This window comes from Paraburkholderia sp. JHI869 (genome assembly GCF_038900775.1).
Classification (GTDB): domain Bacteria; phylum Pseudomonadota; class Gammaproteobacteria; order Burkholderiales; family Burkholderiaceae; genus Paraburkholderia.
This window is the reverse complement of sequence record NZ_JAYMSC010000001.1, coordinates 200,662-225,304: the sequence shown is the minus strand read 5'-3', so window position 1 is coordinate 225,304 and position 24,643 is coordinate 200,662. Positions and strand designations below refer to the sequence as shown.

Here is a 24,643-nt window from a genome sequence, read left to right as displayed (position 1 = left end):
GGGCCGCAGCGCCTCGCGCAGCACGCGGCGTGCCTCGCACGCGCTTCGGCGCTGTCACATCCTGCACTCGCGCAGTCTGCATCATACGCACGCTGCGCCATGCGCCAGTTCTACCTTTTCCGCCGTTCCATCCACGTCGATCGAGGAGTCGGGTGTGTCCATCCGTGTCGCGTTAAACCATGTCACGCAGTATCGCTATGACCGGCTCGTGCGCCTCGCGCCTCACGTGGTGCGCCTGCGCCCCGCGCCGCACTGCCGCACGCCCATCCTCTCGTACTCGATGCGCGTGGAGCCCGCCGATCATTTCGTCAACTGGCAGCAGGACCCGTTCGCCAACTACCAGGCGCGGCTCGCGTTTCCGGAGCCGACGCGCGAGTTCCGCGTCACGATCGATCTGGTCGCCGAAATGGCGGTCTACAACCCGTTCGACTTCTTTCTCGAGCCGAGCGCCGAGCGCTTTCCGTTCACCTACGCGCCCGAGCTGGCCGCGGAGCTTGCTCCGTATCTCGCGCGCACGGAGCCGACGCCGCGCTTCGCTGCGTTCGTCGAGTCGATCGACCGCACGCCGCGCGTGACCATCGACTTCCTCGTCGACCTGAACCAGCGCCTGCAGCACGAGATCGGCTACCTGATCCGCATGGAGCCGGGCGTGCAGACGCCCGAGGAAACGCTGGAGAAAGGCTCCGGCTCGTGCCGCGACACCGGCTGGCTGCTCGTGCAGACGCTGCGCCAGCTCGGCCTCGCCGCGCGCTTCGTCTCGGGCTACTTGCTGCAACTCACGCCCGACGTCAAGGCGATCGACGGCCCGCAAGGCGCCGAAGCCGACTTCACCGACCTGCACGCCTGGTGCGAGGTCTACCTGCCGGGCGCGGGCTGGATCGGGCTCGATCCGACCTCGGGGCTGCTTGCAGGCGAAGGCCATATTCCGGTGGCGTGCACGCCGGAGCCCGGCAGCGCCGCACCGATCTCAGGCGCGCTCGACGAATGCGAAGTCGAGTTCTCGCATTCGATGTCGATCTCGCGCGTGCTCGAAACGCCGCGCGTGACGAAGCCGTACACCGAAGCGCAATGGGCCGATATGCACGCGATGGGCGTGCAGGTGGACGCCGCGCTCGCGGCCCACGACGTGCGCCTCACGATGGGCGGCGAGCCGACCTTCGTGGCGGCGGGCGACCGCGACGCGCCCGAATGGAACACCGACGCGCTCGGCCCGACCAAGCGCCGCTACGCCATCGCGCTAATGGACAAGCTGCGCGCGCACTATGGCGCGCTGGGCTTCCTGCATATCGGCCAGGGCAAGTGGTATCCGGGCGAGCAGTTGCCGCGCTGGGCGCTCTCGCTCTACTGGCGCGCGGATGGCGAGCCCTGCTGGCGCGATCCCGCGCTTTTCGCCGACGAGCGCTCGGTCACCCGCCACACGGCAGAGGATGCGCAGCGCTTTATCGAACACCTCGCGGCGAAGCTCGCGGTCGATCCCCTGCACGTGCAGCCCGCTTACGAGGACACCTGGTATTACCTGTGGCGCGAGCGCCGCCTGCCCGTGAACGTCGATCCGTTCGACTCGCGCCTCGACGACGAGCTGGAGCGCATGCGCCTGCGCCGCGTGTTCGATTCGGGCCTCGACACTGTGACCGGCTACGTGCTCCCGCTTGCTTGCGAGCGCGGCGAGTCGCCTGCGGCTCAGCCCGCCCTGCAAGGGCCGCGCTGGATCAGCGGCCCGTGGTTCTTCCGCGACGAGCGCATGTACCTCATTCCCGGCGACTCGCCGATGGGCTACCGCCTACCGCTGGATTCTCTGCCGTGGGTCGCGGCGGCCGATTACCCGTGGCAGCACACGCGCGATCCTTTCGCCGCGCCGGCGCCGCTGCGCAGTGCGGCCGAGTTGCGCATGCAGTACGAAGCGGGATATGACGAAGCCGCCGCGCAATCGCGGCACGGCGAAAGCGCGGGCGCGGGCGTAGCTGCGTACGCCGCAGGCGCGGGAAGCGCCGGAAGCGAGAACCCGGCGCAAACCAGCCGCTACCCCACGCGCGGCGAATCCGCCGCCTGGCTCCATCGCACGGCGCTGTGCGTCGAAGCACGCGACCCCGCGCGCGCCGCCGGGCCGAAAGCCGAAGCGGCGTCGTTTGGCAAGTCGCAAGGCCAGTTGCACGTCTTCATGCCGCCGCTCGCCGAACTCGACGATTACCTGGAACTGCTCGCCGCCGTCGAAACCACCGCCGCCGACCTCGCGCTGCCCGTGGTGATCGAAGGCTATCCGCCGCCGCGCGACCCGCGCCTGAAAATGCTGCAGGTCACGCCCGACCCCGGCGTGATCGAGGTGAACATCCACCCGTCGTCGAACTGGGACGAACTGGTCGAGCGCACCGAATTCCTCTATCAGGCCGCGCACGAAACCCTGCTCTCCACCGAGAAGTTCATGCTCGACGGCCGCCACACCGGCACCGGCGGCGGCAATCACCTCGTGCTCGGCGGCGCCACGCCCGCCGACAGCCCGTTCCTGCGCCGCCCCGACCTGCTCGCGAGCCTCGTGGCCTACTGGCACAACCATCCGTCGCTTTCGTATCTGTTTTCGGGGCTTTTCATCGGCCCGACGAGCCAGGCGCCGCGCGTGGACGAAGCGCGCAACGATCAGGTCTACGAACTGGAAGTCGCGTTCGCCGAGATCCAGCGCCAGGTCGATCTGCTGCGCGGCTTCGGCAGCCCCTTCGAGAATGGCCCGCGCGTGCCGCCCTGGCTCATCGACCGCACGCTGCGCAACATCCTCATCGACGTGACCGGCAACACGCATCGCGCCGAGTTCTGCATCGACAAGCTTTATTCGCCCGACGGCCCGACCGGCCGCCTCGGCCTGCTCGAGCTGCGCGGCTTCGAAATGCCGCCGCACGCGCGCATGAGCCTCGCGCAGCAACTGCTGCTGCGCGCGCTCGTCGCGCGCTTCTGGAAAACGCCGTACACGCAGCGCCTCACGCGCTGGGGCACCGAGCTGCACGACCGCTTCATGCTCTCGACCTTCGTGCAGATGGACTTCGACGACGTGCTCGCCGAAACGTCCGCGGCCGGCTTCGCGCTCGATCCCGCGTGGTTCGCGCCGCACTTCGAATTCCGCTTCCCGCTGGTGGGCGAATTGCAGACGAGCGGCATCGCGCTTTCGGTGCGCCACGCGCTCGAACCGTGGCACGTGATGGGCGAGGAAGGCGGGGCCGGCACCACGGTGCGCTATGTCGATTCGTCGGTGGAGCGGCTCGAAGTGCGCGTGCTCGGCATCAACGAGAACCGTCATATCGTCAGCGTGAATGGCCGCGCGCTGCCGCTGCAGCCCACCGGGCGCGTGAGCGAGAGCGTGGCAGGCGTGCGCTTTCGCGCGTGGCAGCAGTCGTCGGCGCTGCACCCGACGATCGGCGTGCATGCGCCGCTCACGATCGATATCGTCGACACCTGGAGTGCGCGCGCGATCGGCGGATGCCAGTATCATGTTGCGCATCCGGGCGGCCGCAGTTATGAGACGTTTCCGGTCAACGCTTACGAGGCCGAAAGCCGGCGGCGCTCGCGCTTCTTCACGACCGGGCATACGCCGGGGCCCGTGGAAGTGGCGCCGCCCGAGCGCAGCCTCGAATTTCCGTTCACACTGGATCTACGCCGCGGCTGATTGCGGCCGATAACCCGTCAAGAGCCTTAACCGAAAGCGCGCCTCGCAAGTCGAGGCGCGCTGCCACGACCCACGATCTTGCCGACTCAATCCACCCTGCCGTTCGATTCCTCCGCCAGCGACGACCATGCGAGCGCGCCGCTGCGCACGCTGCCGGTGCGCGCCGGACACTGGGACGAGCTGCAAACGGCAGAAGGCGAGCTGCGCGAGCCGTGGCGGCAGTTTTTCGGCCTGCTCGGCAAGCCGGGCGTGGCGGGATTCGACGCCGCCGCGGCGTCGGTCGCGCGCCAGGTGCGGGAAAACGACATCACCTACAACGTCTACGCGGACGCGGGCGGCCCGCGGCCGTGGGCGCTCGACGTGCTGCCGTTCATCATCGACGAAGCCGAATGGGAGCAAATCGAACGCGGCGCCGCGCAGCGCGCGCGCCTGCTCAACGAGATCGTCGCCGATATCTACGGGCCGCAAACGCTGCTCGCGCGCGGCCTGCTGCCGCCCGCGCTGGTGTTCGGCCACCCTGGCTACCTGCGCGCGGTGAAAGGCTTCGTGCCGCCGGGCCGCCAGTATCTTCAGATCGTCGCCCTCGACCTCGCGCGCTCGCCTGAAGGCCAATGGACCGTCGTTTCGCACCGCACGGAAGCGCCCTCGGGACTCGGTTATCTGCTGGAAAACCGGCTCATCGTCTCGAGCCTCTTCGCCGAGCCGTTTCGCACCCTGCGTGTGCACCGTCTCGCGCCCTCCTATTCGCAGCTCGTCGCCACGCTCGCCGCGGCCGCGCGCGCGATCATGAGCCCCGACGAGCGCAACGCGAGTGGCGCGTCCGCGCATATCGTGCTGCTAACGCCCGGGCCGTTCAGCGAGACCTACTTCGAGCACGTGTTTCTCGCGCGCTACCTTGGCCTCACGCTCGTCGAAGGCAAGGACCTCACGGTGCGCGACGACATGCTGTACCTGAAGACGCTGGACGGCCTGGAGCGCGTACACGCCGTGTTGCGCCGCCTCGACGATACCTTCTGCGACCCGGTCGAGCTTCGCGCCGATTCGACCATCGGCGTGCCGGGCCTGCTGCAGGTCATGCGCGCGGGCAACGTGATGGTCTCGAACGTGCCCGGCGCGGGCTTCGTCGAATCGCCCGCGCTGCACGGCTTCATGCCCGGCATCGCGCAGGCGTTGCTTGGCGAGGAGCTTGCGCTGCCCGGCATCGCCACCTGGTGGTGCGGCGAAGACGCGGCCTGGCGCGCCGCGCTCGCGCAGGTGCCCGAAGCGCTGCTCGTGCCGACGTGGCCGGGCGCAGCGAACGGGTCGTCCGCGCCGCCCGGACTCGCCGCCGGCGTGCAAACGCTCGCCGACTGGCGCGAGCGCATCGAGCAGTTGCCTGACGCCTTCACGGTGCAGCAACCGCTGCGCTACAGCTATACGCCGCGCTATGAAACCGGCGCAGGCATGCTCGGTGCGCGGCCCGCCGTGCTGCGCGTCTACGCGATCGCCGACCAGGAATGCGGCTGGCGCGTGCTGCCCGGCGGCTTCACGCGTCTCGCGGCCGAACATCAGGAATCCGTATCGATGCAGATGGGTGGCAGCAGCGTGGATACCTGGGTGCTGTCGAGCCAGCCCGGTACGACCTTCACGCTCCTGCCGAGCCCGATCAAGCCCGGCGAACTGCGCCGCGAGCGCCGCCGCGTGCCGAGCCGCTCGGCTGAAAACCTGTTCTGGGCGGGACGTTATGGCGAACGCGCCGAAAACGGCGTGCGCCTGTGCCGGCTGATTCTCGGCTCGCTCGAAGGCAGCGACGCCGAAGAGTTGTTCGGCACCTTCATCGAACTCGCCGCCGCCAATGGGCTCGTGCCTTCCACGGGCAGCGAAGCGCGACGCAGCCTCGACGACTTCGAGCGCGCGCTCGTCGCCAATCTGCACGAGAACGGGGGCGCAACGGGAATCGGCCGCACGCTCGCGAGCCAGGTGTACGCGTGCGGCGAGATTCGCGGCCGGCTTTCGAACGACCATTGGCGCACCGTGCTCGCCTCGCGCAACGACTTCCGCGACGCGCTCCACGCGCTTTCGCTCGTGCCAGCGGCAGCGCGCAATGGCGCACCGCGCGACGGCGCGCCGATCGAATTCAGGCGCCCCACGCCGTATGACCGCATCGCGCTGATGGGTACGCTCGATGCGCTCGCCACGCAACTGAGCGCCGTCAGCGGCTGCCAGGGCGACCGCATGACCCGGGACGAAGCCTGGCGTCTGCTGTTCGCGGGACGCCATATCGAACGCGTGGCCGCGCTGGCCACCATGCTGCGTATCGCCGCGCACGAACGCACGCTCGCCACGCCCGCGGGCTTCGACGTGCTGCTGCAACTGTTCGACAGCACGCTCACGTATCGCGCACTGTATCCGGGGCGCCTCGAAGTGCCCGCCCTGCTCGACGTGATCGTGACCGACCCGACCAATCCGCGCGGCCTCTACGGCGTCTATGCGCGGCTGCGCGCGCGGCTCGACGAGATCGCCCAGGCCGCGCGCGGTCCGAAGCGTGAGCCGTTCGCCTCGCAACTCGCGCCCATCGAGGCGCTGCCCACGCTGGAGGCGCTGTGCGAGCCCGGCGACGATGGCCGCTACCCCGCGCTCACCGCACTGTGCGACAGTCTCGCCGAGCGCATGGCCGCGATGTCGAACGAGATCAGCGCGCGCTGGTTCAGCCACGCCGTGCCGCTCGCCGCGCAGGTCTGGTCATGAACGGCACGCGCCTTGCGGTCACGCACCGCACGACCTATCGCTATTCGACGCTCGTCGAAACGGCGCAGCATCTCGCGACGATCCGCCCACTCGACCTTCCCTGGCAGCGTGTGCTGGCGCACCGCGAGCGTATCGAGCCCGCGCCGTCGTATCAGACGAGCCGGCGCGACGCCTTCGGCAACGAGGTCCTCTACTTCTCGTTCGATGCACCACACGACTACCTGCAGATGACGAGCGAAACGAGCGTGCTGCTCACGCCGCGCTACGCTACGCTGGAGGCGAAGGACACGCAGCCCTGGGAAGACGTCGCGCACATGCTGCGTTACGCAGCGGGCGGCGCCTTCCTTGCGGAGTCGGAGTTCTGCTTCGCCTCGCCGAACATCGCCTTGCAGCCCGAATTACGCGCCTACGCGCTGGAGAGCTTCGTGCCCGGCACCCCCATTCTGGCCGGCGCGATCGACCTGATGCATCGCATCCACGCCGATTTCGCGTACCGCCCCTCGGCAACGTCGTTCGATACACCCGCCGCGCGCGCATTCGAACTGCGCCACGGCGTGTGTCAGGATTTCGCCCAGGTGATGATCGGCTGCCTGCGCTCGATCGGGCTTGCCGTGCGCTACGTGAGCGGCTATTTGCGCAACGACCCGCCCGAAGGCGCGGCGCCGATGATCGGCGCGGACGCCTCGCATGCGTGGGTGTCGCTCTACGTGCCCTGGGCACCCTCCGCCGGCTGGATCGATCTCGATCCGACCAACGACGTGCTCGCCGATCAGGGCCACGTGACGCTCGCCGTCGGCCGCGATTACACCGACGTGTCGCTCCTGCGCGGCGTCATACTTGGCGGCGGCGCGCATCAGGTGGATGTGGCGGTCAATGTGAATGCGGAGTGACGACCGTCTTGCACGAGCAGCGCCGCATCTAGCGGGCGAGTTCATCGTGATCGCCGGCGCCGCTCCACGAGCATTCCGGCAATCGCGAGCAGCGCGCTCATACCGAGCGTCGACACGACTTCGCTGCGATGCGCCTGCCCGCACACCATCACGACGAACGCGAGAACGATGAGCGCCACGACGAGAAGCCCGAGAAACGGATGCAGCCACATGCGCACACGCAGCCGGTTCGAGGCGACCAACGCACGGCGCATGCGCAACTGGCTCACGGCGATCACGAGATAGACGAGCAACGCCATGGTTCCGGTGGTGGACAACAGCGTTTCGAACACGTACTTCGGCGCGAGATAGTTGGCTGCACAGCCGGCGAATGCCGCGGAAGTCGAAGCGAGCACGGCCACCACAGGAACGCCGGTGCGCGTCGTGCGCTTGACGATGGCCGGCGCCTGTTTCTTGTCTCCGAGCGAATAGATCATGCGCGACGCCGTGTAAAGCCCCGAATTCAGGCAACTACACACAGCAACGAGAATCAGCAGATCGATCAGCGGCTTGGCATAAGGAACATGAATCGCCTGAAGCACGGCTTGATATGAGCCGATTCTCGTCAACTCCGGCGCATTCCACGGCACCACCGAGATGATCACGAAAATCGATCCGATATAGAACAGCGAAATACGCCAGACCACCGAACTAATGGCGCGTGAGATTTCCTTTTCCGGGTTCGCCGATTCCGCGGCCGCGATCGTCACGACCTCGGTGCCGAGAAACGTGAACATGGTGGTGAGCATGGCTCCCGCGATCGGCGCGTAACCGCGCGGGAGGAATCCACCCTGTCCGAACACGTTGCCGCTGACATTTACGTGAACGCCCGGAATGACGCCCACAATGGCCGCGACGCCGCCCACGATGAACAAAATGATCGCCGCGACCTTCACAACAGAAAACCAGAATTCGAGCTCGCCGTAGTGCTTCACGCTCGCAAGATTTGCGATGGTCAGCGTAAGCGTCACCGCGACGCAGAACTTCCACACTTCGATCTGCGGAAACCAGCTGTTCAGAATATTGGCCGCCGCCGTGGCTTCGAGCGGCAGCACGAGAACCCAATACCACCAGTACATCCAGCCAATCATGAAGCCGGCCCACGGACCGATCGCTCGCCCAGCGTAGGTCGAGAACGACCCGGAATCCGGCATCGCGCAGGCCATCTCGCCCAGCATGCGCATGACGAGCACGACGAGCAGGCTGGCGAGCAGATAAGCGATGATGGCGCCCGGCCCCGCCTCGGCGATGGCATGTCCGGATCCGACGAAAAGACCTGCCCCGATGCTTCCGCCGATCGACAGCATGACGACATGCCGTTGCTTCAGGCTCGAGCCAAGCGAGCCAGCGGGAACATTCGATGAGCGCGCCTCGTCGCGCCGCTTGTGGTGCTCCGCATGCGGAACAAAATCCATCTCTCCCAGAGCGACGGCCGTGTCGCCTCGATTGATGCCTTGTGGGGTCTCGTGCATGTCTCTTCCTGTCATCCTTGCCCGCAGGCGTTTCAGCGTGAAGGCGGTTCTTGCGCCGCGCTTCTGGCAATCGCCACGAAGCGACACCGCGCATTGCCTTCGAGCAGCAATTCATTGAGTCGCCGGCAACGCCGCAACGCGGCGTCGAAGCTGTACGATTCGCGAAAGAGCGTCATCTGAAGTGAGCGCCGCGTCACGCCCAGTTCGCGCGCCACATCTTCGATTCGCCACGCGTACCACGGCAGCCTGAACATCTCCTGCGCCATGGCGAGTCCAAAACCACCGCCATCGAACAAGAAGGCCTGCTTCAGGACATTCCAGCCGGGTTCGGTTGCCGTCTCCCACGAGCCGATCTCCAGCTCCAGCCAGCCGCTAGCCGCGCCGGTTTCGTCGGGTATTGCGCATACGTCGAACATTTCCTCGGTGCGAACGCGCATTGACGTATTCGAACCCAATTGCTTTCCGCCGAGACGGCTCGTGAGCACGTGGCGCCCTCTTTCGGCTCGCCACGCCAAAGCGAAAGGAAACCGCAAGCCCTTCAATTGCGTCTCGCGCGTTGTGTCGAATCGGTATACGTGCACGGCGAACCGCCGAGTTTCAGCGAGTGCCAGTTGATGGCGCTTGAATTGAAGGTGATTCAATTTTCGGATCGAGGAATGAGACGCGACGGATTCCCGTCTCACTCCTCGACCGACATGGCCGCAAGCCGATCAGCTGCGGTAATTGGCGCCGTCGCGATCCAGCAGACGGAGCAACGCCGTCCATTCGCGGTCCAGGTGCACCGTGTCGAGATAGGCGTAGTCGTCGTGCTGTTTCGCCGCGTGCTCGCAAACCTCCGGCGAAGGGATCACGACTTTTTGACCGGCCGACAGCGTGGCCACCTGAATTTCGCAGGCGCGGTTCAGGTAGAACATGCGCGTGAACGCTTCGGCCACCGAGCGGCCAGTCGTCAGCAGACCGTGATTGCGCAGGATGAGATAGTCGCGTTTTCCGATCGACTTGACGATGCGCTCGCGCTCGTCGAGTTCGAGCGAAATGCCCTCGTATTCGTGGTACGCCACGCGGTTATAGAACTGCATGCTGATCTGGTTCAGCGGCAGCAATCCGCACTCCATCGCGGCAACCGCCATGCCGTGCGTCGTGTGCAGATGCACGACGCACTCTACATCGTGGCGCGCCTGGTGAAGCGCACTGTGAATGGTGAAGCCTGCTGCATTGACTTCGAAGCGGTCGTCGTCAATAGGGTTTCCGTTCACATCGATCTTCACCAGCGAGGAAGCCGTGATCTCGTCGAAGAACCAGCCGTGCGGGTTGATGAGAAACTGATCATGCGTGCCTGGAACGCGCGCGGAAATATGCGTGTAGATCAGATCGGTGAGCTGGAATTTCGCCGCGAGGCGATACGCAGCGGCCACCTGGATGCGTGCATTCCATTCGGCATCCGAAATATTTTTTGGCTTTCGATTGATGTATGGATCGGTCGTCGAAATCATGTTTGAATTGCTCCGCTTATAAGAGTGATAACGGTTTTCTTTCGGTCGGTTCGCGCTGGCAAGCCTTGCGGGAATTTTTCAGAGTGTCGAGGTCAAGGCTGGAATCGCCCCGAACAGATCGCCCACTAGACCGTAGTCGGCCACGCTGAAGATCGGTGCTTCTTCGTCCTTGTTGATCGCGACGATGACCTTCGAGTCCTTCATGCCGGCCAGGTGCTGGATCGCGCCCGAAATGCCGACTGCCACATACAGTTGCGGCGCGACGATCTTGCCCGTCTGGCCGACCTGGAAGTCGTTCGGAACGTAACCCGCGTCCACGGCTGCGCGCGATGCGCCCAGTGCGGCGTTGAGCTTGTCGGCGAGCGGTTCCAGAACCTTCGTGTAGTTCTCGCCGCTGCCCAGACCCCGGCCACCCGAGACGATGACCTTCGCGCTCGTGAGTTCCGGACGGTCGAGCTTCGTGACTTCGCGGCTCACGAACTGCGAGAGACCGCTGTCTGCTGCGGCTTCGATCTTCTCGACGGCTGCGCTGCCGCCTTCGGCCGCAACCGGGTCGAAGCCCGTCGTGCGGACCGTGATGACCTTGACCGGATCGACCGACTGAACAATCGCGATCGCATTGCCCGCGTAGATCGGACGCTCGAACGTGTCCGGCGAATCCACCGCGGTGATGTCGCTGATCTGCGCGACGTCGAGCTTCGCGGCGATACGCGGCGTGACGTTCTTGCCCGCTGCCGTGGCCGGCGCCAGGATGTGCGTGTAGTTCTTTGCAATCGCCAGAACCGTCGCTTCAACGTTTTCCGCGAGACCTTGCTCGAGTTGCGGCGCGTCGGCCAGCATCACCTTCGCCACGCCTGCGATCTTCGCGGCTGCGTCTGCTGCGGCCTGGGCGTTGTGGCCCGCGACCAGCACGTGCACGTCGCCGCCAATCTTCTGTGCTGCGGCGACGGTGTTCAGCGTCGCGGCCTTGATCGAGTGATTGTCGTGTTCAGCTATTACCAGATTCACCAGATTCGTCATTTTCGTCTCGCTCCTTACAGCACCTTGGCTTCCGTCTTCAGCTTCTCGACCAGCGTCTTCACGTCCGGCACCTTCACGCCTGCCGATCGCTTCGGCGGCTCGGCAACCTTCAGCGTCTTCAGACGCGGCGCGACGTCAACGCCCAGGTCTTCCGGCTTGAGCGTTTCGAGCGGCTTCTTCTTCGCCTTCATGATGTTCGGCAACGTGACGTAGCGCGGCTCGTTCAGGCGCAGATCCGTCGTGACGACTGCGGGCAGCTTGAGCGACAGCGTTTCCGCACCGCCGTCCACTTCGCGCGACACGGTAGCCTTGCCGTCGGCGACCACGACCTTCGAAGCAAACGTGGCCTGCGGCAGGTTTGCCAGCGCGGCGAGCATCTGGCCGGTCTGGTTCGAATCGTCGTCGATGGCCTGCTTGCCGAGGATCACGAGTTGCGGCTGTTCCTTGTCGACCAGCGCCTTCAGAAGCTTGGCGACGGCCAGCGGCTGCAGGTCTTCGTTCGACTCGATGAGGATCGCGCGGTCCGCGCCGATCGCCAGCGCCGTGCGCAGCGTTTCCTGCGCTTGCGTGACACCCGCGGAAACGGCGATGACTTCCGTCGCCACGCCCGCTTCCTTCAGACGCACCGCTTCTTCCACAGCGATTTCGTCGAACGGGTTCATCGACATCTTCACGTTGGCGATGTCGACGCCCGTGCCATCCGACTTCACACGAACCTTCACGTTGTAATCGACGACCCGCTTCACTGCTACCAGAACTTTCATCATTGTTCCCTTTCGTCCGACGTATCCGCTTCAAAGCAACACAGATACTTCATAGTCCTAATTCATTCATCTCCGTGACGAAACATGACTGCCACAGGCGCATCATCCATAGTCACGACGCATACGAGCCGGGGTGAAGCCCAGATTTCCACGAAAAGTTAATTTTTTACTCGACTTCAACCTATCAGTGTTTACGCTGACAGTGCCGCATCGACGCTTCCCATCCACTGCGAACACTCAACAAATAATCCACTAAAAACAATGGATTAGAACAACACCACAGCCCGACGGGAAGCGATGAAACATGAAAATTTTTATGTCCGTGTTGACAGCACTGTAAGACGTCACTCATCATATGTCAACGAGCAAAAAATAACGCCCGGAGACGCCGGACACGCATCAACGAGCACTCGAAAATCGAGGTTTGGCACGCACGTTCGCGCCCCTCACAATGATCGTCAACTGCAGTTCGCGGAACCTTCATTCCGCATACGTTTAGGCTTTGAACAGGAGAGTCATGGTGGCCAGTCACGACAAGGCACGGGTAGGTGTTGATATCGGCGGAACGTTCACCGATGTCGCGCTGGAGCTGGGTGGAGAACTTTTTTCCACCAAGGTCCTCACGGATTACACGGCGCCCGAGCGCGCAATCATCAAGGGCGTGGGCATCGTCGCCGCGAAGGCTGGCATTGGGTTGAAGGACATTGGCGTCATCATTCACGGCACGACGCTCGCCACCAACGCACTCATCGAGCGCCGCGGCGCAAAGACCGCGTTCATCACGACGGATGGCTTTCGCGACACCATCGAGATGCGAACGGAAAACCGCTTCGAACAGTACGATCTGAACATCAAGCTGCCGCCGCCGCTCATCGAGCGCTGCGATCGCTTCACGCTTGCCGAACGGATCGACGCGCAAGGCGGCGTGCTGCTCGCCCCGACCGAAGCGCAGATCGAAGCCATCGTGAGCCGCATCGAGCAAGGCGGCTATGAAAGCGTCGCGGTGGGTTTCATTCACGCGTACGTGAACGGCGTGCACGAGCGCATGATGCGCGACGCACTCGAAAAGCGCCTGCCGCATGTGTCGGTGTCGATCTCCAGCGAAGTATCGCCGCAGATCCGCGAATTCGAGCGCTTCAATACCGTGTGCGCGAACGCTTACGTCCGCCCGATCATGAAGTCCTACCTCGACCGTCTGCTCGGCGAGGTGCGCGCGGCTGGCGCCGTTTGCCCCATCTTCATCATTCACTCGGGCGGCGGCATCGTTTCGATTGAAAGCGCATCGGAATTTCCGGTGCGCCTCGTCGAATCGGGCCCCGCGGGCGGCGCGATTTTCGCGGCGCACATTGCGGCGCGCTACGATCTCAACACCGTGCTCTCGTTCGACATGGGCGGCACCACGGCCAAGATCTGCCTGATCGACGATCTCACGCCGAAAACGGCCAACACGTTCGAAGTGGCGCGCACGTATCGCTTCAAGAAGGGCAGCGGCATGCCCATTTCGATTCCCGTCGTAGAGATGGTGGAAATCGGCGCGGGCGGCGGCTCGATCGCTTCGCTCGACGTGATGCGCCAGATCCGCGTGGGCCCGCATAGCGCCGCATCGGAGCCCGGCCCCGCGTGCTATCAGCGCGGCGGCGTACAACCCACCGTGACCGACGCCGACCTGCTGCTCGGCCGCCTCGATCCCGCCAATTTCGCGGGCGGCAGCATTGTGCTTTCCACCGACAAGGCTGCGAGCGCGATGATCGAACAGGTCGGCGGCGCGATCAATCTGAACGCCGATGAAACCGCGTACGGCGTCGCCGAAGTCGTGGACGAGAACATGAGCAACGCGGCGCGCGTGCATGCCGTGGAAAGCGGCAAGGACATCGGCGACTACACGATGATCACGTTCGGCGGCGCTGGGCCGCTGCACGCCGCGCGCCTGTGTGAAAAGAGCGGGATCAAGAAGTTCATCGTGCCGCCGGGCGCGGGCGTGGGTTCCGCAATCGGCTTTTTGCGCGCCCCGTTCGGCTATGAAAGCGTGCGCAGCGCAACCATGCGCTTCAACGACTTCGACGCGGACGTGCTCAATGAGATCGTCGGCGAGCTAAGCGAAGAGGCCCTGCGTTTCGCGCGCCAGGGGTCGGGCGATGCCGAGCCCGAAGTCGAAGTGAAGGCATTCATGCGCTATGTCGGCCAGGGCTGGGAAATTCCTGTCGCGTTCCCGTATCGCAACTTTACGGCTGACGACCGCGACGCGTTCACGCAAGCCTTCACGCGCGCCTACACGCAATATTTCGGCCGCCCGATCGACGGACTCGATATCGAAATCGTGAGCTGGGCGGTGAAGGCCAGCTCTCCGCTTCCGCCCGTGGAGCGCCTGAAGCTGCTCACGTCGCGCGACGCCGTCGTTGCGCCGAAGACGCGCAAGATCTTCGACGCCGCGCTGCATCGCTTCGTCGTCGCGGCCATCGTCGAGCGCGCCTCGCTCAAGGTCGGCGAGAGCGTGACGGGTCCGGCGATCATCGTCGAGCCGGAAACGTCGACGCTCGTCACCTCCTCCTTCGACGCCATGGTTCAGCCCGATGGCTGCCTGCTCGTCGTCGCCAAAGAAATGAAGGCCGCGAAGGCCAATCAGGAGTAAAGCATGTCGCTCAGCAATCTCGATACGATCCACATGCAGGTCATGTGGAACCGCCTGATCTCCGTCGTGGAAGAACAGGCCATGGCGCTCATCCGCACCGCGTTCAGCACCAGCGTGCGCGAAGCCGGCGATCTCTCCGCGGGCATTTTCGACAAGCGCGGCCGCATGCTCGCGCAGGCCGTTACGGGCACGCCGGGTCACGTGAATACGATGGCCGAAGCCGTCGAGCACTTCATGAACGACATCGGTGTAGCGCGCATGTACGAAGGCGACGTGTACCTCACGAACGATCCGTGGAAAGGCACCGGCCACCTGCACGATTTCACCGTGGTTTCGCCCTCTTTTCACAACGGCGAATTGATCGGTTATTTCGCAAGCACTGCGCACGTTGTCGATATCGGCGGCCGTGGCTTTGGTCCCGATTCGCGCGAGATCTATGAAGAAGGTCTGTTCGTGCCGATCATGAAGCTGATCGAGCGCGGCGAAGTCAATCGCGATCTCGTGAACATCCTGCGCAACAACGTACGCGAAGCGGACAAGGTGGTCGGTGATCTCTATGCGCTTGCATCGTGCAACGAAACGGGCCACAAGCGCCTGATCGAAATGCTCAAGGAGTTCGAACTCAAGGACGTGGAAGGCATCGGCGAATTCATTCTTGCGCGCAGCCGCGAAGCGACGCTCGAACGGATTGCCGCGCTGCCGAAGCAGACACAAACGAACGAGATGACGCTCGATGGCTACGACACGCCGGTGAAGCTCAACGTCACGCTCACGGTTTCCGACGACCACCTGTTGGCCGATTTCGCGGGCACGTCGCCTTCAAGCCCGTTCGGCATCAACGTGCCGCTGCTGTATGCGAAAGCCTACGCGTGCTACGGCCTCAAGTGCATCATCGCGCCAGAAGTGCCGAACAATGCAGCCTCGCTCGAACCGTTCCGCGTGCAGGCGCCCGAGGGCTGCATTCTCAACGCGCAACGCCCGAGTCCGGTTGCCGTGCGCCATGTGCTCGGCCACTTCGTGCCGGACCTGGTGCTTGGCGCGCTGAACAAGATCCTGCCGAACCGTGTGCCCGCCGAGGGCGCGGGCGCACTCTGGAATCTGCACGTGAGTGCGCGAGCCGCGCAAGAGGGTTCGGGCCTCAAGGGCAGCGAGATTCTCATGTTCAACAGCGGCGGTACGGGCGCGCGCGCGGAACTCGACGGTCTTTCGGCTACGGCGTTTCCGAGCGGCGTGCACGCGATGTCGGTGGAAGCCACCGAGCAGGTCGGGCCGATCGTGGTCTGGCGCAAGGAAATGCGCTCGGGCTCGGGCGGCGCCGGGCAGTATCGCGGCGGCCTCGGCCAGATCGTCGAAATCGGACCGCGCGAAGGCTACCAGTTCCGCTTCAACGCGATGTTCGACCGCATCGATCATCCGGCGAGCGGCCGCTCGGGCGGCAAGGAAGGCGCAGCGGGCCAGGTCATGCTTTCCGATGGCACGCGCATGAAGGGCAAGGGCACGCAGTTCGTCGCCGAGCACGAGCGCGTCACGCTCTCGCTGCCGGGCGGCGGCGGCGTGGGCGCGCCCGCGCAACGCGATCGCGAAGCGCTGCTGCGCGACATCCGCAACGAATACATCTCCGAAGCGCAACTGCGTGACGACTACGGCCTCACGCTCGACGCGCTCACGGCATCGAACCCACAGTAAGGAGCAACGCATGACCGACATCACCAAGCCGCCGTTCAAGAACATCCTGATCACGGGCGCGGGCGGCGCGCTGGGCTCCGTGCTGCGCGAAAGCCTGCGTCCCTATGCGCAGACGCTGAGCCTCAATGCGCGTCAGTCGCTGGGCGAAGTGCGCGAGAACGAAAAGCACTTCATCTGCGATCTCGCCGATCGCGACGCCGTGTTCGAAATGCTCAAGGGCGTGGACATGGTCATCCATATGGGCGGTGCCCCGCGCGAAAACACCTTCCAGGTCATTCTCGACTCGAATATCGTCGGCAGCTACAACATCTATGAAGGTGCGCGACAGGCCGGTGTAAAGCGCGTGATCTACGCCAGTTCAGTGCATGCAATCGGCTTTTACGAATGCACGCAGACGATCGACTCGCACGCGCCGCAACGCCCGGACAGTCTGTATGGCGTGAGCAAGACGTTCGTCGAAAACCTCTCGCGTTACTACTTCGACAAATTCGGAATCGAGTCGGTGTGCCTGCGCATCGGCTCCTGTTTCCCGAAGCCGGTCGATCGTCGCATGCTCGCGACGTGGCTTTCCTATGACGACTTCTCGCACCTGTGCGTGCAGTCGATCATGACGCCGAGCGTCGGCCACATGATCGTGTACGGCAACTCGAACAACAGTGCGAACTTCTGGGACAACACACAGGTCGCGTATCTCGGCTATCGCCCGAAGGATTCCGCCGATGCCTATCGCGCCGAAGTCTATGCGAACACGGAGGTGGGTGATCCGCGCAATCCGGCGGTGCGCTTTCAAGGCGGTCAGTTCGCAGCGGACGGCCACTTCGAAGACCCGAAGGATAACTGAACACCGCTTCCTTACCGATCTATCTGGAACACACTGAGATGGCACAGCACGCACTCAAGCCTCACTACGACGTGGTGATCGTGGGCGGCGCAGTCGTTGGAAGCGCGACTGCGTATTTCCTCGCGGAGAATCCCGACTTCAATGGATCGGTTCTCGTGATCGAACGCGACTGGACCTATGCGAAATCGGCGACCGCATTGTCGAGCGCATCGATCCGGCATCAGTTCTCGAATCCGCTGAACATCAAGATCTCGCAGTTCGGCACCGAATTCATCCGCGATTTTCACGCGCGCGTTGCCGTGAACGGCGACGCACCCGAACTCGGCTTCAAGGAAAACGGCTATTTGTATCTTGGCGATGCGAACGGCGCACCGATGTTCGAGCGCAACTGCGCCACGCAACTGTCTTGCGGCGCAGACGTGGTGCTGCTCGATCCGGACAAGCTAAAAAGCCGGTTTCCGTGGCTAAACACGGAAGGGCTCGTCAACGGCGTGTACGGCCAGTCGGGCGAAGGCTGGTTCGACAGTTATGGCCTGCTGCAGGGCATGCGCCGCAAGGCGCGTTCGCTCGGCATCGAGTACATCGAAAACGAAGTGGTCGATGTGTTGCGCGAGGGTTCGACCATCACGGGCGTGGTGCTCAAGAGCGGCGAGACGATCGGCTGCGGCCTGATGGTCAACGCTGCCGGTACGCGAGGCCCGGCAATGGCGCGGCTCGCGGGGCTGGACATTCCCGTCGAGCCGCGCAAGCGCTGCCTGTTCGTGTTCGATTGCCGCACGCCGCTCGAAGGCGTCGTGCCGCTCACCATCGACACGACCGGCATTTTCTTCCGCCCCGAAGGCAAGTACTACCTCACGGGCTGCTACCCCGACCCCGACCCGCTCGCGGACGTCAACGACTTCGACGTAATTCATTCGGAGTTCGAAGAGGTTATCTGGCCCGCACTCGCCGAACGCATTCCTGCATTCGAAGCGATCAAGGTCGTGAATTCGTGGGCGGGTCATTACGACTTCTGTATGCTCGATCACAATGCGATCGTCGGGGCTCATCCCGAAGTGTCCAACTTCCTGTTCGCGAATGGCTTCAGCGGACATGGTTTGCAACAGTCGCCCGCTGTGGGACGCGGCCTGAGCGAGCTGATTGTGTATGGCGGCTATCGCTCGCTCGATCTCGCACCGCTCGGTTATGCGCGCGTGGTCGAAAACAAGCCGTTCCTCGAAGAAGGCGTGATCTGATGGTCTCTCGATTCTTCCACCAAGGCATTTGACATGAGTTCCCATTCCTATCAAACCGCGTTGATTACCGGGGCGTCGAGCGGCATTGGCCGCGCGATCGCCGAGCGGTTCGTCAAGGACGGCATGAAGGTCTATGCGCTCGGCCGTGACGCGAAAGCGCTCGATGCGCTCGCGAGCACCTGCGGCGTCACGCCAGTCTCCATCGATCTGCACGAGATCGCGCCGCTGCGCGAAGTGTTCGAGCGCGAGCCGATCGACGTCGTCGTGAACAATGCCGGGCTGCTGCCGGCTATTGCGAAGTTCGGCGAGACCGCGCCCACCGATATCGACAGCATGATCGATATTAATCTGCGCGCGCCGCTGCATATCGCACAACTCGCGCTCGACGGCATGGTGCGGCGCAAGCGCGGCCATCTGTTTTTCGTGGGCTCTAGCGCGGGACGCTTTCCGCATCCGAACACCGCTGTCTATGGCGCGACCAAAGCGGCGATCAGCATGTTCTGCGATTCGCTGCGCTGCGATCTGCTCGGCACGAAAGTGCGCGTCACCGAAATCGCGCCGGGACGCGTGCAGACGAATCTCTATCGAACCGCACTCGGCGAGCAAGGTGCGAACGAAAAGCTCTATGACGCGTATCGCTCCATTCAGCCCGAGAACATCGCTGAGTTGATCGCGACGGCGCTCGCGCTGCCCGAAGCGGTAGACGTCTCGCGCATGGAAATCTTCCCCACCGACCAGGCAGCGGGCGGCTCGCAGATCGTCACGGTCGACTGAAACCCTGCATTAATACCGGATATATACGCATCATGAAAAATCAACGAGTGGTGATCGTCGGCGGCGCCTCGGGTCTGGGCCTTTCCGTCGCAAAGCTGATGCTCGCCGATGGCGCGCACAGCGTCGCGCTGATCGACAAGAATGGCCCGTTGCTCGAGGAAACGGTGGGAAATTTGAAGGCGCTGGGCCATACGGTCTTCGGCGCCGAGGGCGATATCACGCGCAAGGAATCCGCGCATGCCGTCTTCGCGAAAGCGCTTGACGCGCTCGGTCGCGTCGATTGCCTCGTCAACAGCGCGGCGATCTATCCGCGCCGCCCCATTCTCGAAATCACGGACGACGAATGGGATCTGGAAAACGCCGTCAACATCAAAGGCACGTATCACATGATGGTCGCCGCGATCGAGCATATGCGCAGCCGCCCGAAGGTCGAAGCGCACGTGGCTGGGCGCATCGTGAACATCACGTCCGTCGACGCATTCAAGGCGCACCCGCAAAACGCGCACTACGCCGCGACCAAAGCCGCGGTCGTGAGCCTCACGAAGTCGTTCGCGCAGGAGGTCGCGAAGGACGGCATTCTGGTGAATTCGGTCGCGCCCGCTGGATTCGCGACGGACCGCGCAAAGAAGCTCGGCTTCCTCGGCGAACTCGCGAGCGCCAATCCGCTCGGCCGCGCTGCGGAACCCGAAGAGATCGCACAATGGGTCGTCATGATGGCCAGCGAGCGCAACACTTACGCAACGGGTGAGAACGTGATCGTGAGCGGCGGCTACATCTACGCTTGATGGAAATCAATACCCGCTCCGGCCGCAACGGCGGGCGGGTTGGGCCTGCGCCGGACTGTGTTACAGTCATAGTATGTCATACGGCGCAGGTCAGACGCGACTAGCAACTGCCGCGCCACGCGGTACGTCTGCATCCGTGAATTGCAGCGCTCTCCTGATCCGGTGTGGGCACTCGGAATGACTCTGGACGCTGAAACCCTACTGAAGAATGCCGCGAGTTCCGGAAAACGGCGCAGCCTGACTGAACTCGTCATTCAGGCATTGAACGACAAGATCGACCGGGGCGAATATCCGCCGGGCGGCAAATTGCCGACCGAGCCCGAACTGTGCGAAGAATTTGGCGTGAGCCGCACCGTGGTGCGCGAAGCCGTTGCCTCGCTCAAACTCGGACGGCGTCTGATCGCGCGACACGGCGTTGGCGTGTTCGTTTCCGAAGCGCCGAATCAACCGGCGAGCCCGGATTTCATCGACGGTACGACGCTCAACAATTCGATGCACGTGCTCGAATTGCGGATTGGCGTGGAAACGGAATGCGCGGCCTATGCGGCGCAGCGCCGGTCCGAAGCGCACCTGCGTGCGCTCAAGGAAGTCTATGCACGTATGGAAATCGTCTCCGTGGAAGACGACGCCGAATGCGCACGCGCCGATTTCGAATTCCACCTCGCCGTCGCGACATGCTCCGAAAACCCGCATTTCACCTCCATTCTGCGCACGCTGGGTCAGGAAATCACCATCGACTTGCGCCTCAAACATGGAAAGGCGAATGCGAAGGAGCGCAAGACCTATATCCGGCGCATCCAGCGCGAACATGCGGATATTCTCGACGCCATTGAAAAGCAGGACGTGGCGGCTGCGCGTCGCGCCATGCGCCGCCATCTGAACGAAAGTCTCGAGCGCTATCACAATCTGTCGAGTACGCGCGCCGAGTAAGCACATGCGCGGAACGCTCCGCGCATGTGCGACCGCTAGATAAATGGCGAAGCGGGCACGTCACAATTTCATACGCATTCCTGATTAAACTGAAGATAATCAGGCGCGACACCCGCTGTCAAATCAGTTCTGCAGTGCCGAAACCTTTTCGCCGTACGCAACAGCCTGGGGTACCCATTTCCCGTCAATCACCTTGTAGAACGTCGCAGCCGGGTCTTTCATGTCGCCGTTCGGCATGAATGCAATGTTGCCCGAAATGCCAGTGAACGCGACCGACTTGATGAACGGGCCGTAGACCTTCGGGTCGGTCGAGTTCGCCTTCTTCATCGCATTGACGAGAACCCACGCGGCGTCATACGCCGCGGGAGCATAGGCCACGACGCCTTCGCCGTACTTCGCCTTCATCTTGTTGTCGAAGTCCTTGCCTTGCTTCATTTTTGACAGCGGCACGCCGTAGTCCCAGGACACCGCGCCGTTTGCGCTCTCGCCAGCGACACTCAGGAAGGTTTCGTTCTCAAAGCTGCCGCCGCCAAGCAGCGTCGCGCGCATGCCCAGCTGGCGCATCTGCTTGACCAGCATGCCGGCCTGCTGATCAAGTCCGCCCCAGAACACCACGTCGGGATTGAACGATTTCATACGGGTGAGCTGCGCCTTGAAGTCGACGGCCTTGTCCGTGGCGAATTCACGGTCCACGACCTTTCCGCCCGCCTGAGTCACGCCTTTGACGAACTCGTCGGACATGCCCTGGCCAAACGCCGTGCGATCGTCGATCACGGCAATGCTCTTGCCCTTGAGCGCCTCCACCGCCGAGTGGCCCGCCAGTTGCCCCATCTGCGCGTCGGAGTTCACCACGCGAAAGACGTTGCCGAAACCCTGCGAGGTCAACGTGGGGTTGGTCGCGGTGGGCGAGACCATCGGAATGCCCGCCGTGTTGTAGATGCGCGAAGCCGGAATCGTCGTGCCCGAATTGAAGTGCCCGACCACGCCCGCCACCTTCGCATCCACCATCTTCTGCGCCACCTGCGAGCCCACGCGCGGATCGGCCTGGTCGTCTTCCGCATCGAGGACGAAATGCACGGGCTGGCCGCCAATGACGAGCTTCTGCGCGTTCACGTCGTCGAGCGCCAGTTCCGCGCCGCGCTTCAGGTCGATGCCGTAGTGCGCCGACCCGCCGGTCAGCGGCGCGGCAAAACCGATCACGACGTCGCCCGCAAAGGCAACTGCGCTGAACGACGCGGCGCCAGCCGCCGCGAAAACGGCGAGCGCCGCGCGCTTGTATGCAAACGGTACTTTCATGGGATACCTCAACGTGTTGTGGTCAGGGAGAACTATTCGATCGAACCGCTTTTGCCAGACAAAATCGGCTCGCTAGCTCCCGATGACCAGGACGTGCGCTGACCCGCGCGAGAAGCGCGAGGCCTGCGGCGACCGCCGTCATCGAGTCGGCTTAGTCGTCAAGGTATTAGGTGAGACGTCATATGTCAATCGGTCAAAATGCGTCCGTTCACCAGGGTTTTCATGAGGGCGCCAGTGTGGGCCGAGGCTGCGCCAACGCTGACGAAATTGAAAGGTCGAGCTAGCTTTAAACGTGAGCGGCTTCTTCAGCCAGAACGCCGACCTCGATGGCGTTGCGCCGCGCGGAAGATGCAGACGGGTTGGTCCAGCCTGCATGAATCAGGCTGGCTAGCGAAAGGAGCGAGTCGATGTGCCCGGCCACGCTGGCGTCGTAGAGCACGGCTTCTCCGTTTTCGTTGTGTTTCTCTCGCTTAGGCCGACCATTCGCGACAAACCGGCTGCCGATGGCGCTTCTGATCGCCTCGCGCAGCGATCGCACGTCGCCGCGCTCGAACACGTGCTTCGCACGCGTCGCTATCACGTCGCAGCAACCCATCGACGACGGAATGATCACCGGCGTGCCGCACATGACCGATTCGATACCCACCAAGCCGAAGGGCTCGTAATCGGAAGCCAGGATAGTGAAGTCGGCCGCACGATAGCAGTCCTCAATTTCTCGCTGAAAACCGATGTAACGCACGCGCGGCGAGAGACGACTGACTGGGCGGCCCGCTACCGCGACGACGACACTTTCCTTCATGTCTCGCACGGCGGCTTCAATAAGCGGGAGTCCCTTGCGCACATGACTGCTCGAAGGAAAGAGCAAAACGCACTCATTGTCCTGAAAGCCAAGCCGCTTGCGTAGCGCCGCGCGCGCGGCCACATCGACGGGCGTGAAACGCGCCGTGTCGACCGGCGGACGCAGAACGCACACCTTGGCGTCGTCAATTCCGTACAGTTCGATCAGTTCATCGCGCATCAAGGGTGAATGCGCGAGAATGATCGCCGCATTGGCATACAGGCGTTCTTCCAGCGCGATCTGCCAACGGTCATAAAACTTAGGCCTGCGTTCTATTGCGCGAAGGAACCCGCGATGGGTACCGCCGCAAACGGCGATATCCGAACTGTCGACACGGTTGCAGCCGATCATCACGTCCACGGCTGCGACACGCTTCGCGCTGCGCAACCGCCAGGAGAACCAGGCGTCGCGCAGTTTGCCCGGCAGAAACGACACGTTGATACGATGCGGCTCGACCATCGAATACTCTGGCAGCGCATGGTCGAGGCTGCGCGCAAAATAGGCGGGACGAAAGCCGCGCTCGGCAATGCCACGCGCAAGATCTCTCGCGTAACGCTCCATTCCGCCGCTATGCTTCATGACATTGCAGGAAACGCCGAGTTTCATGGCGTCCGCTCCTCTAAAGTTGGCCGATCCAATATTTGGAACTGGACCGATTTGTATGCCCGGCACTCACGAGCGCGACTGCAGCGCCTGAAAATGCGCCATCACGCGACTGACACTGAGCAGCTTCGTCCATAGAAGCTCTTTGAGATTGCCGAACGGAATGACATTGGGCGGCAATACGACGTGACCGGGCCCCCAACGCGGGCGCCACGTACGCGCGAGGCCGCGCCGCATGAAAAGCGTGAGCGTGGGCACGCCGATCGACGAAGCGAGATGGCCCAGACCCGAGTCGTTGCCGATGAACCACGCGGACTCGGCAATCCAGGTCGCCACGTCTTCGAGCCGCGGCAGTGAATGAACCTCGTGCCCTTGCACCGTGCTGTCGCGCCAGGCGGCGAATTCACCGGGCGCAACGAGAAAGCCCGGACGCAAGTGAGCGCGCTCGAGTTCGTTGGCGAGCGCGAGAAAACTCTCGCGGCTCCACATTTTTTCCCGGTGGCTGCCGGTCGGGTGAATCACGACGCGATTCGCGTAACGGCGGCGCTGCACGCCGGGCGGCACGACGAGGCCGTTCGAATCGGTCACATCGCGCAACGCGAAGACATTCGCGGCAATATCGACAATGCGGTCGACCATGTGCTTGCCGCCGCCATATTCGTGTAGTTCGGCCAGGCAGAAAGTCTTGCCGGTGCGGCTCAGCAACGGCCCGAACTCGGTCGGACGCAGTTCGATCACCGTGTCGAAGGCGCCGGCGTACGCAGCCTGATACCCGACCGTCATATGGGGAAACCAGTCCGAGAGCTGTTCCGCTACCCAGCCAAACACGATCGGACGGTAGCCGTTTCGAATGAGGTTGTTGACGAGGACGAGCCCGATGAGGCTGTCGCCAATCGGCGGCGGCAACGCAATGGCGACACTGCCTTGAATCTGAAATTTCATAATAATTAGTAACGCTAAATGTCAATTTGA

Annotated in this window: 17 protein-coding genes and 1 pseudogene; 10 read left to right on the top strand and 8 right to left on the bottom strand. The window is 63.4% G+C overall.

Going from position 1 to position 24,643, the window contains the following annotated elements; genetic code table 11:
• The first annotated feature begins 154 nt into the window (after positions 1 to 154).
• The 3 genes from VSR72_RS01025 to VSR72_RS01015 all read left to right on the top strand — a co-directional run bounded on the left by VSR72_RS01025 (position 155) and on the right by VSR72_RS01015 (position 7,266).
• A complete protein-coding gene (locus VSR72_RS01025) occupies positions 155 to 3,649 on the top strand; it encodes a transglutaminase family protein (RefSeq protein ID WP_342950545.1) in 3,495 nt (1,164 codons plus the stop codon).
• A 78-nt stretch (positions 3,650 to 3,727) separates the two neighbouring features.
• The gene (locus tag VSR72_RS01020; protein ID WP_342950544.1) at positions 3,728 to 6,376 is read left to right on the top strand and encodes a circularly permuted type 2 ATP-grasp protein; all 2,649 of its coding nucleotides are present in this window, start codon (positions 3,728 to 3,730) and stop codon (positions 6,374 to 6,376) included.
• Positions 6,373 to 7,266, top strand: coding sequence for a transglutaminase family protein (locus VSR72_RS01015; RefSeq protein WP_342950543.1), 894 nt, complete (start codon positions 6,373 to 6,375; stop codon positions 7,264 to 7,266). The genes VSR72_RS01020 and VSR72_RS01015 overlap by 4 nt, the downstream gene beginning before the upstream one ends.
• A 41-nt stretch (positions 7,267 to 7,307) precedes the next feature.
• Here the strand turns inward: VSR72_RS01015 and VSR72_RS01010 are convergent, their stop codons facing one another.
• From VSR72_RS01010 to VSR72_RS00990, 5 genes are all read right to left on the bottom strand, one after another.
• Complete coding sequence (locus VSR72_RS01010; protein ID WP_342950985.1) at positions 7,308 to 8,612, bottom strand: amino acid permease; 1,305 nt, start codon at positions 8,610 to 8,612, stop codon at positions 7,308 to 7,310.
• 197 nt (positions 8,613 to 8,809) lie between these two features.
• Complete coding sequence (locus VSR72_RS01005; RefSeq protein ID WP_342950542.1) at positions 8,810 to 9,214, bottom strand: hypothetical protein; 405 nt, start codon at positions 9,212 to 9,214, stop codon at positions 8,810 to 8,812.
• Positions 9,215 to 9,487: 273 nt separating this feature from the next.
• Entirely contained in the window at positions 9,488 to 10,270 is a 783-nt protein-coding gene (locus VSR72_RS01000; RefSeq protein ID WP_342950541.1) for a class II aldolase/adducin family protein, read from the bottom strand.
• 78 nt (positions 10,271 to 10,348) lie between these two features.
• A complete protein-coding gene (locus tag VSR72_RS00995) occupies positions 10,349 to 11,281 on the bottom strand; it encodes an FAD-binding protein (RefSeq protein WP_342950984.1) in 933 nt (310 codons plus the stop codon).
• A gap of 23 nt (positions 11,282 to 11,304) precedes the next feature.
• On the bottom strand, positions 11,305 to 12,054 hold the full coding sequence (locus VSR72_RS00990) for an electron transfer flavoprotein subunit beta/FixA family protein (RefSeq protein WP_342950983.1): 750 nt from the start codon (positions 12,052 to 12,054) through the stop codon (positions 11,305 to 11,307).
• A 517-nt stretch (positions 12,055 to 12,571) separates the two neighbouring features.
• On the opposite strand from VSR72_RS00990, the gene VSR72_RS00985 reads away from it, so the two are divergent.
• The 7 genes from VSR72_RS00985 to VSR72_RS00955 all read left to right on the top strand — a co-directional run bounded on the left by VSR72_RS00985 (position 12,572) and on the right by VSR72_RS00955 (position 20,934).
• Complete coding sequence (locus VSR72_RS00985) at positions 12,572 to 14,683, top strand: hydantoinase/oxoprolinase family protein (protein WP_342950540.1); 2,112 nt, start codon at positions 12,572 to 12,574, stop codon at positions 14,681 to 14,683.
• A gap of 3 nt (positions 14,684 to 14,686) precedes the next feature.
• Positions 14,687 to 16,369, top strand: a complete 1,683-nt coding sequence (locus VSR72_RS00980) for a hydantoinase B/oxoprolinase family protein (RefSeq protein WP_342950539.1) — start codon at positions 14,687 to 14,689, stop codon at positions 16,367 to 16,369.
• A 10-nt stretch (positions 16,370 to 16,379) separates the two neighbouring features.
• A complete protein-coding gene (locus tag VSR72_RS00975) occupies positions 16,380 to 17,210 on the top strand; it encodes an NAD(P)-dependent oxidoreductase (protein ID WP_342950538.1) in 831 nt (276 codons plus the stop codon).
• 38 nt (positions 17,211 to 17,248) lie between these two features.
• On the top strand, positions 17,249 to 18,445 hold the full coding sequence (locus VSR72_RS00970) for an FAD-dependent oxidoreductase (protein ID WP_342950537.1): 1,197 nt from the start codon (positions 17,249 to 17,251) through the stop codon (positions 18,443 to 18,445).
• Positions 18,446 to 18,478: 33 nt separating this feature from the next.
• The gene (locus tag VSR72_RS00965; protein WP_342950536.1) at positions 18,479 to 19,219 is read left to right on the top strand and encodes an SDR family oxidoreductase; all 741 of its coding nucleotides are present in this window, start codon (positions 18,479 to 18,481) and stop codon (positions 19,217 to 19,219) included.
• Positions 19,220 to 19,251: 32 nt separating this feature from the next.
• A complete protein-coding gene (locus VSR72_RS00960) occupies positions 19,252 to 20,004 on the top strand; it encodes an SDR family oxidoreductase (protein ID WP_342950535.1) in 753 nt (250 codons plus the stop codon).
• A gap of 177 nt (positions 20,005 to 20,181) precedes the next feature.
• Complete coding sequence (locus VSR72_RS00955) at positions 20,182 to 20,934, top strand: FadR/GntR family transcriptional regulator (RefSeq protein ID WP_342950534.1); 753 nt, start codon at positions 20,182 to 20,184, stop codon at positions 20,932 to 20,934.
• A 123-nt stretch (positions 20,935 to 21,057) separates the two neighbouring features.
• On the opposite strand, the gene VSR72_RS00950 is transcribed toward VSR72_RS00955, so the two are convergent.
• The 3 genes and pseudogenes from VSR72_RS00950 to VSR72_RS00940 form a co-directional block, all read right to left on the bottom strand.
• A complete protein-coding gene (locus VSR72_RS00950) occupies positions 21,058 to 22,230 on the bottom strand; it encodes a branched-chain amino acid ABC transporter substrate-binding protein (RefSeq protein WP_342950533.1) in 1,173 nt (390 codons plus the stop codon).
• A gap of 382 nt (positions 22,231 to 22,612) precedes the next feature.
• A pseudogene (locus VSR72_RS00945) lies at positions 22,613 to 23,674 on the bottom strand (glycosyltransferase family 4 protein); the annotation flags it as partial.
• A gap of 66 nt (positions 23,675 to 23,740) precedes the next feature.
• A complete protein-coding gene (locus tag VSR72_RS00940) occupies positions 23,741 to 24,613 on the bottom strand; it encodes a glycosyltransferase family 9 protein (protein ID WP_342950532.1) in 873 nt (290 codons plus the stop codon).
• Between the last annotated feature and the right edge of the window lie 30 nt (positions 24,614 to 24,643).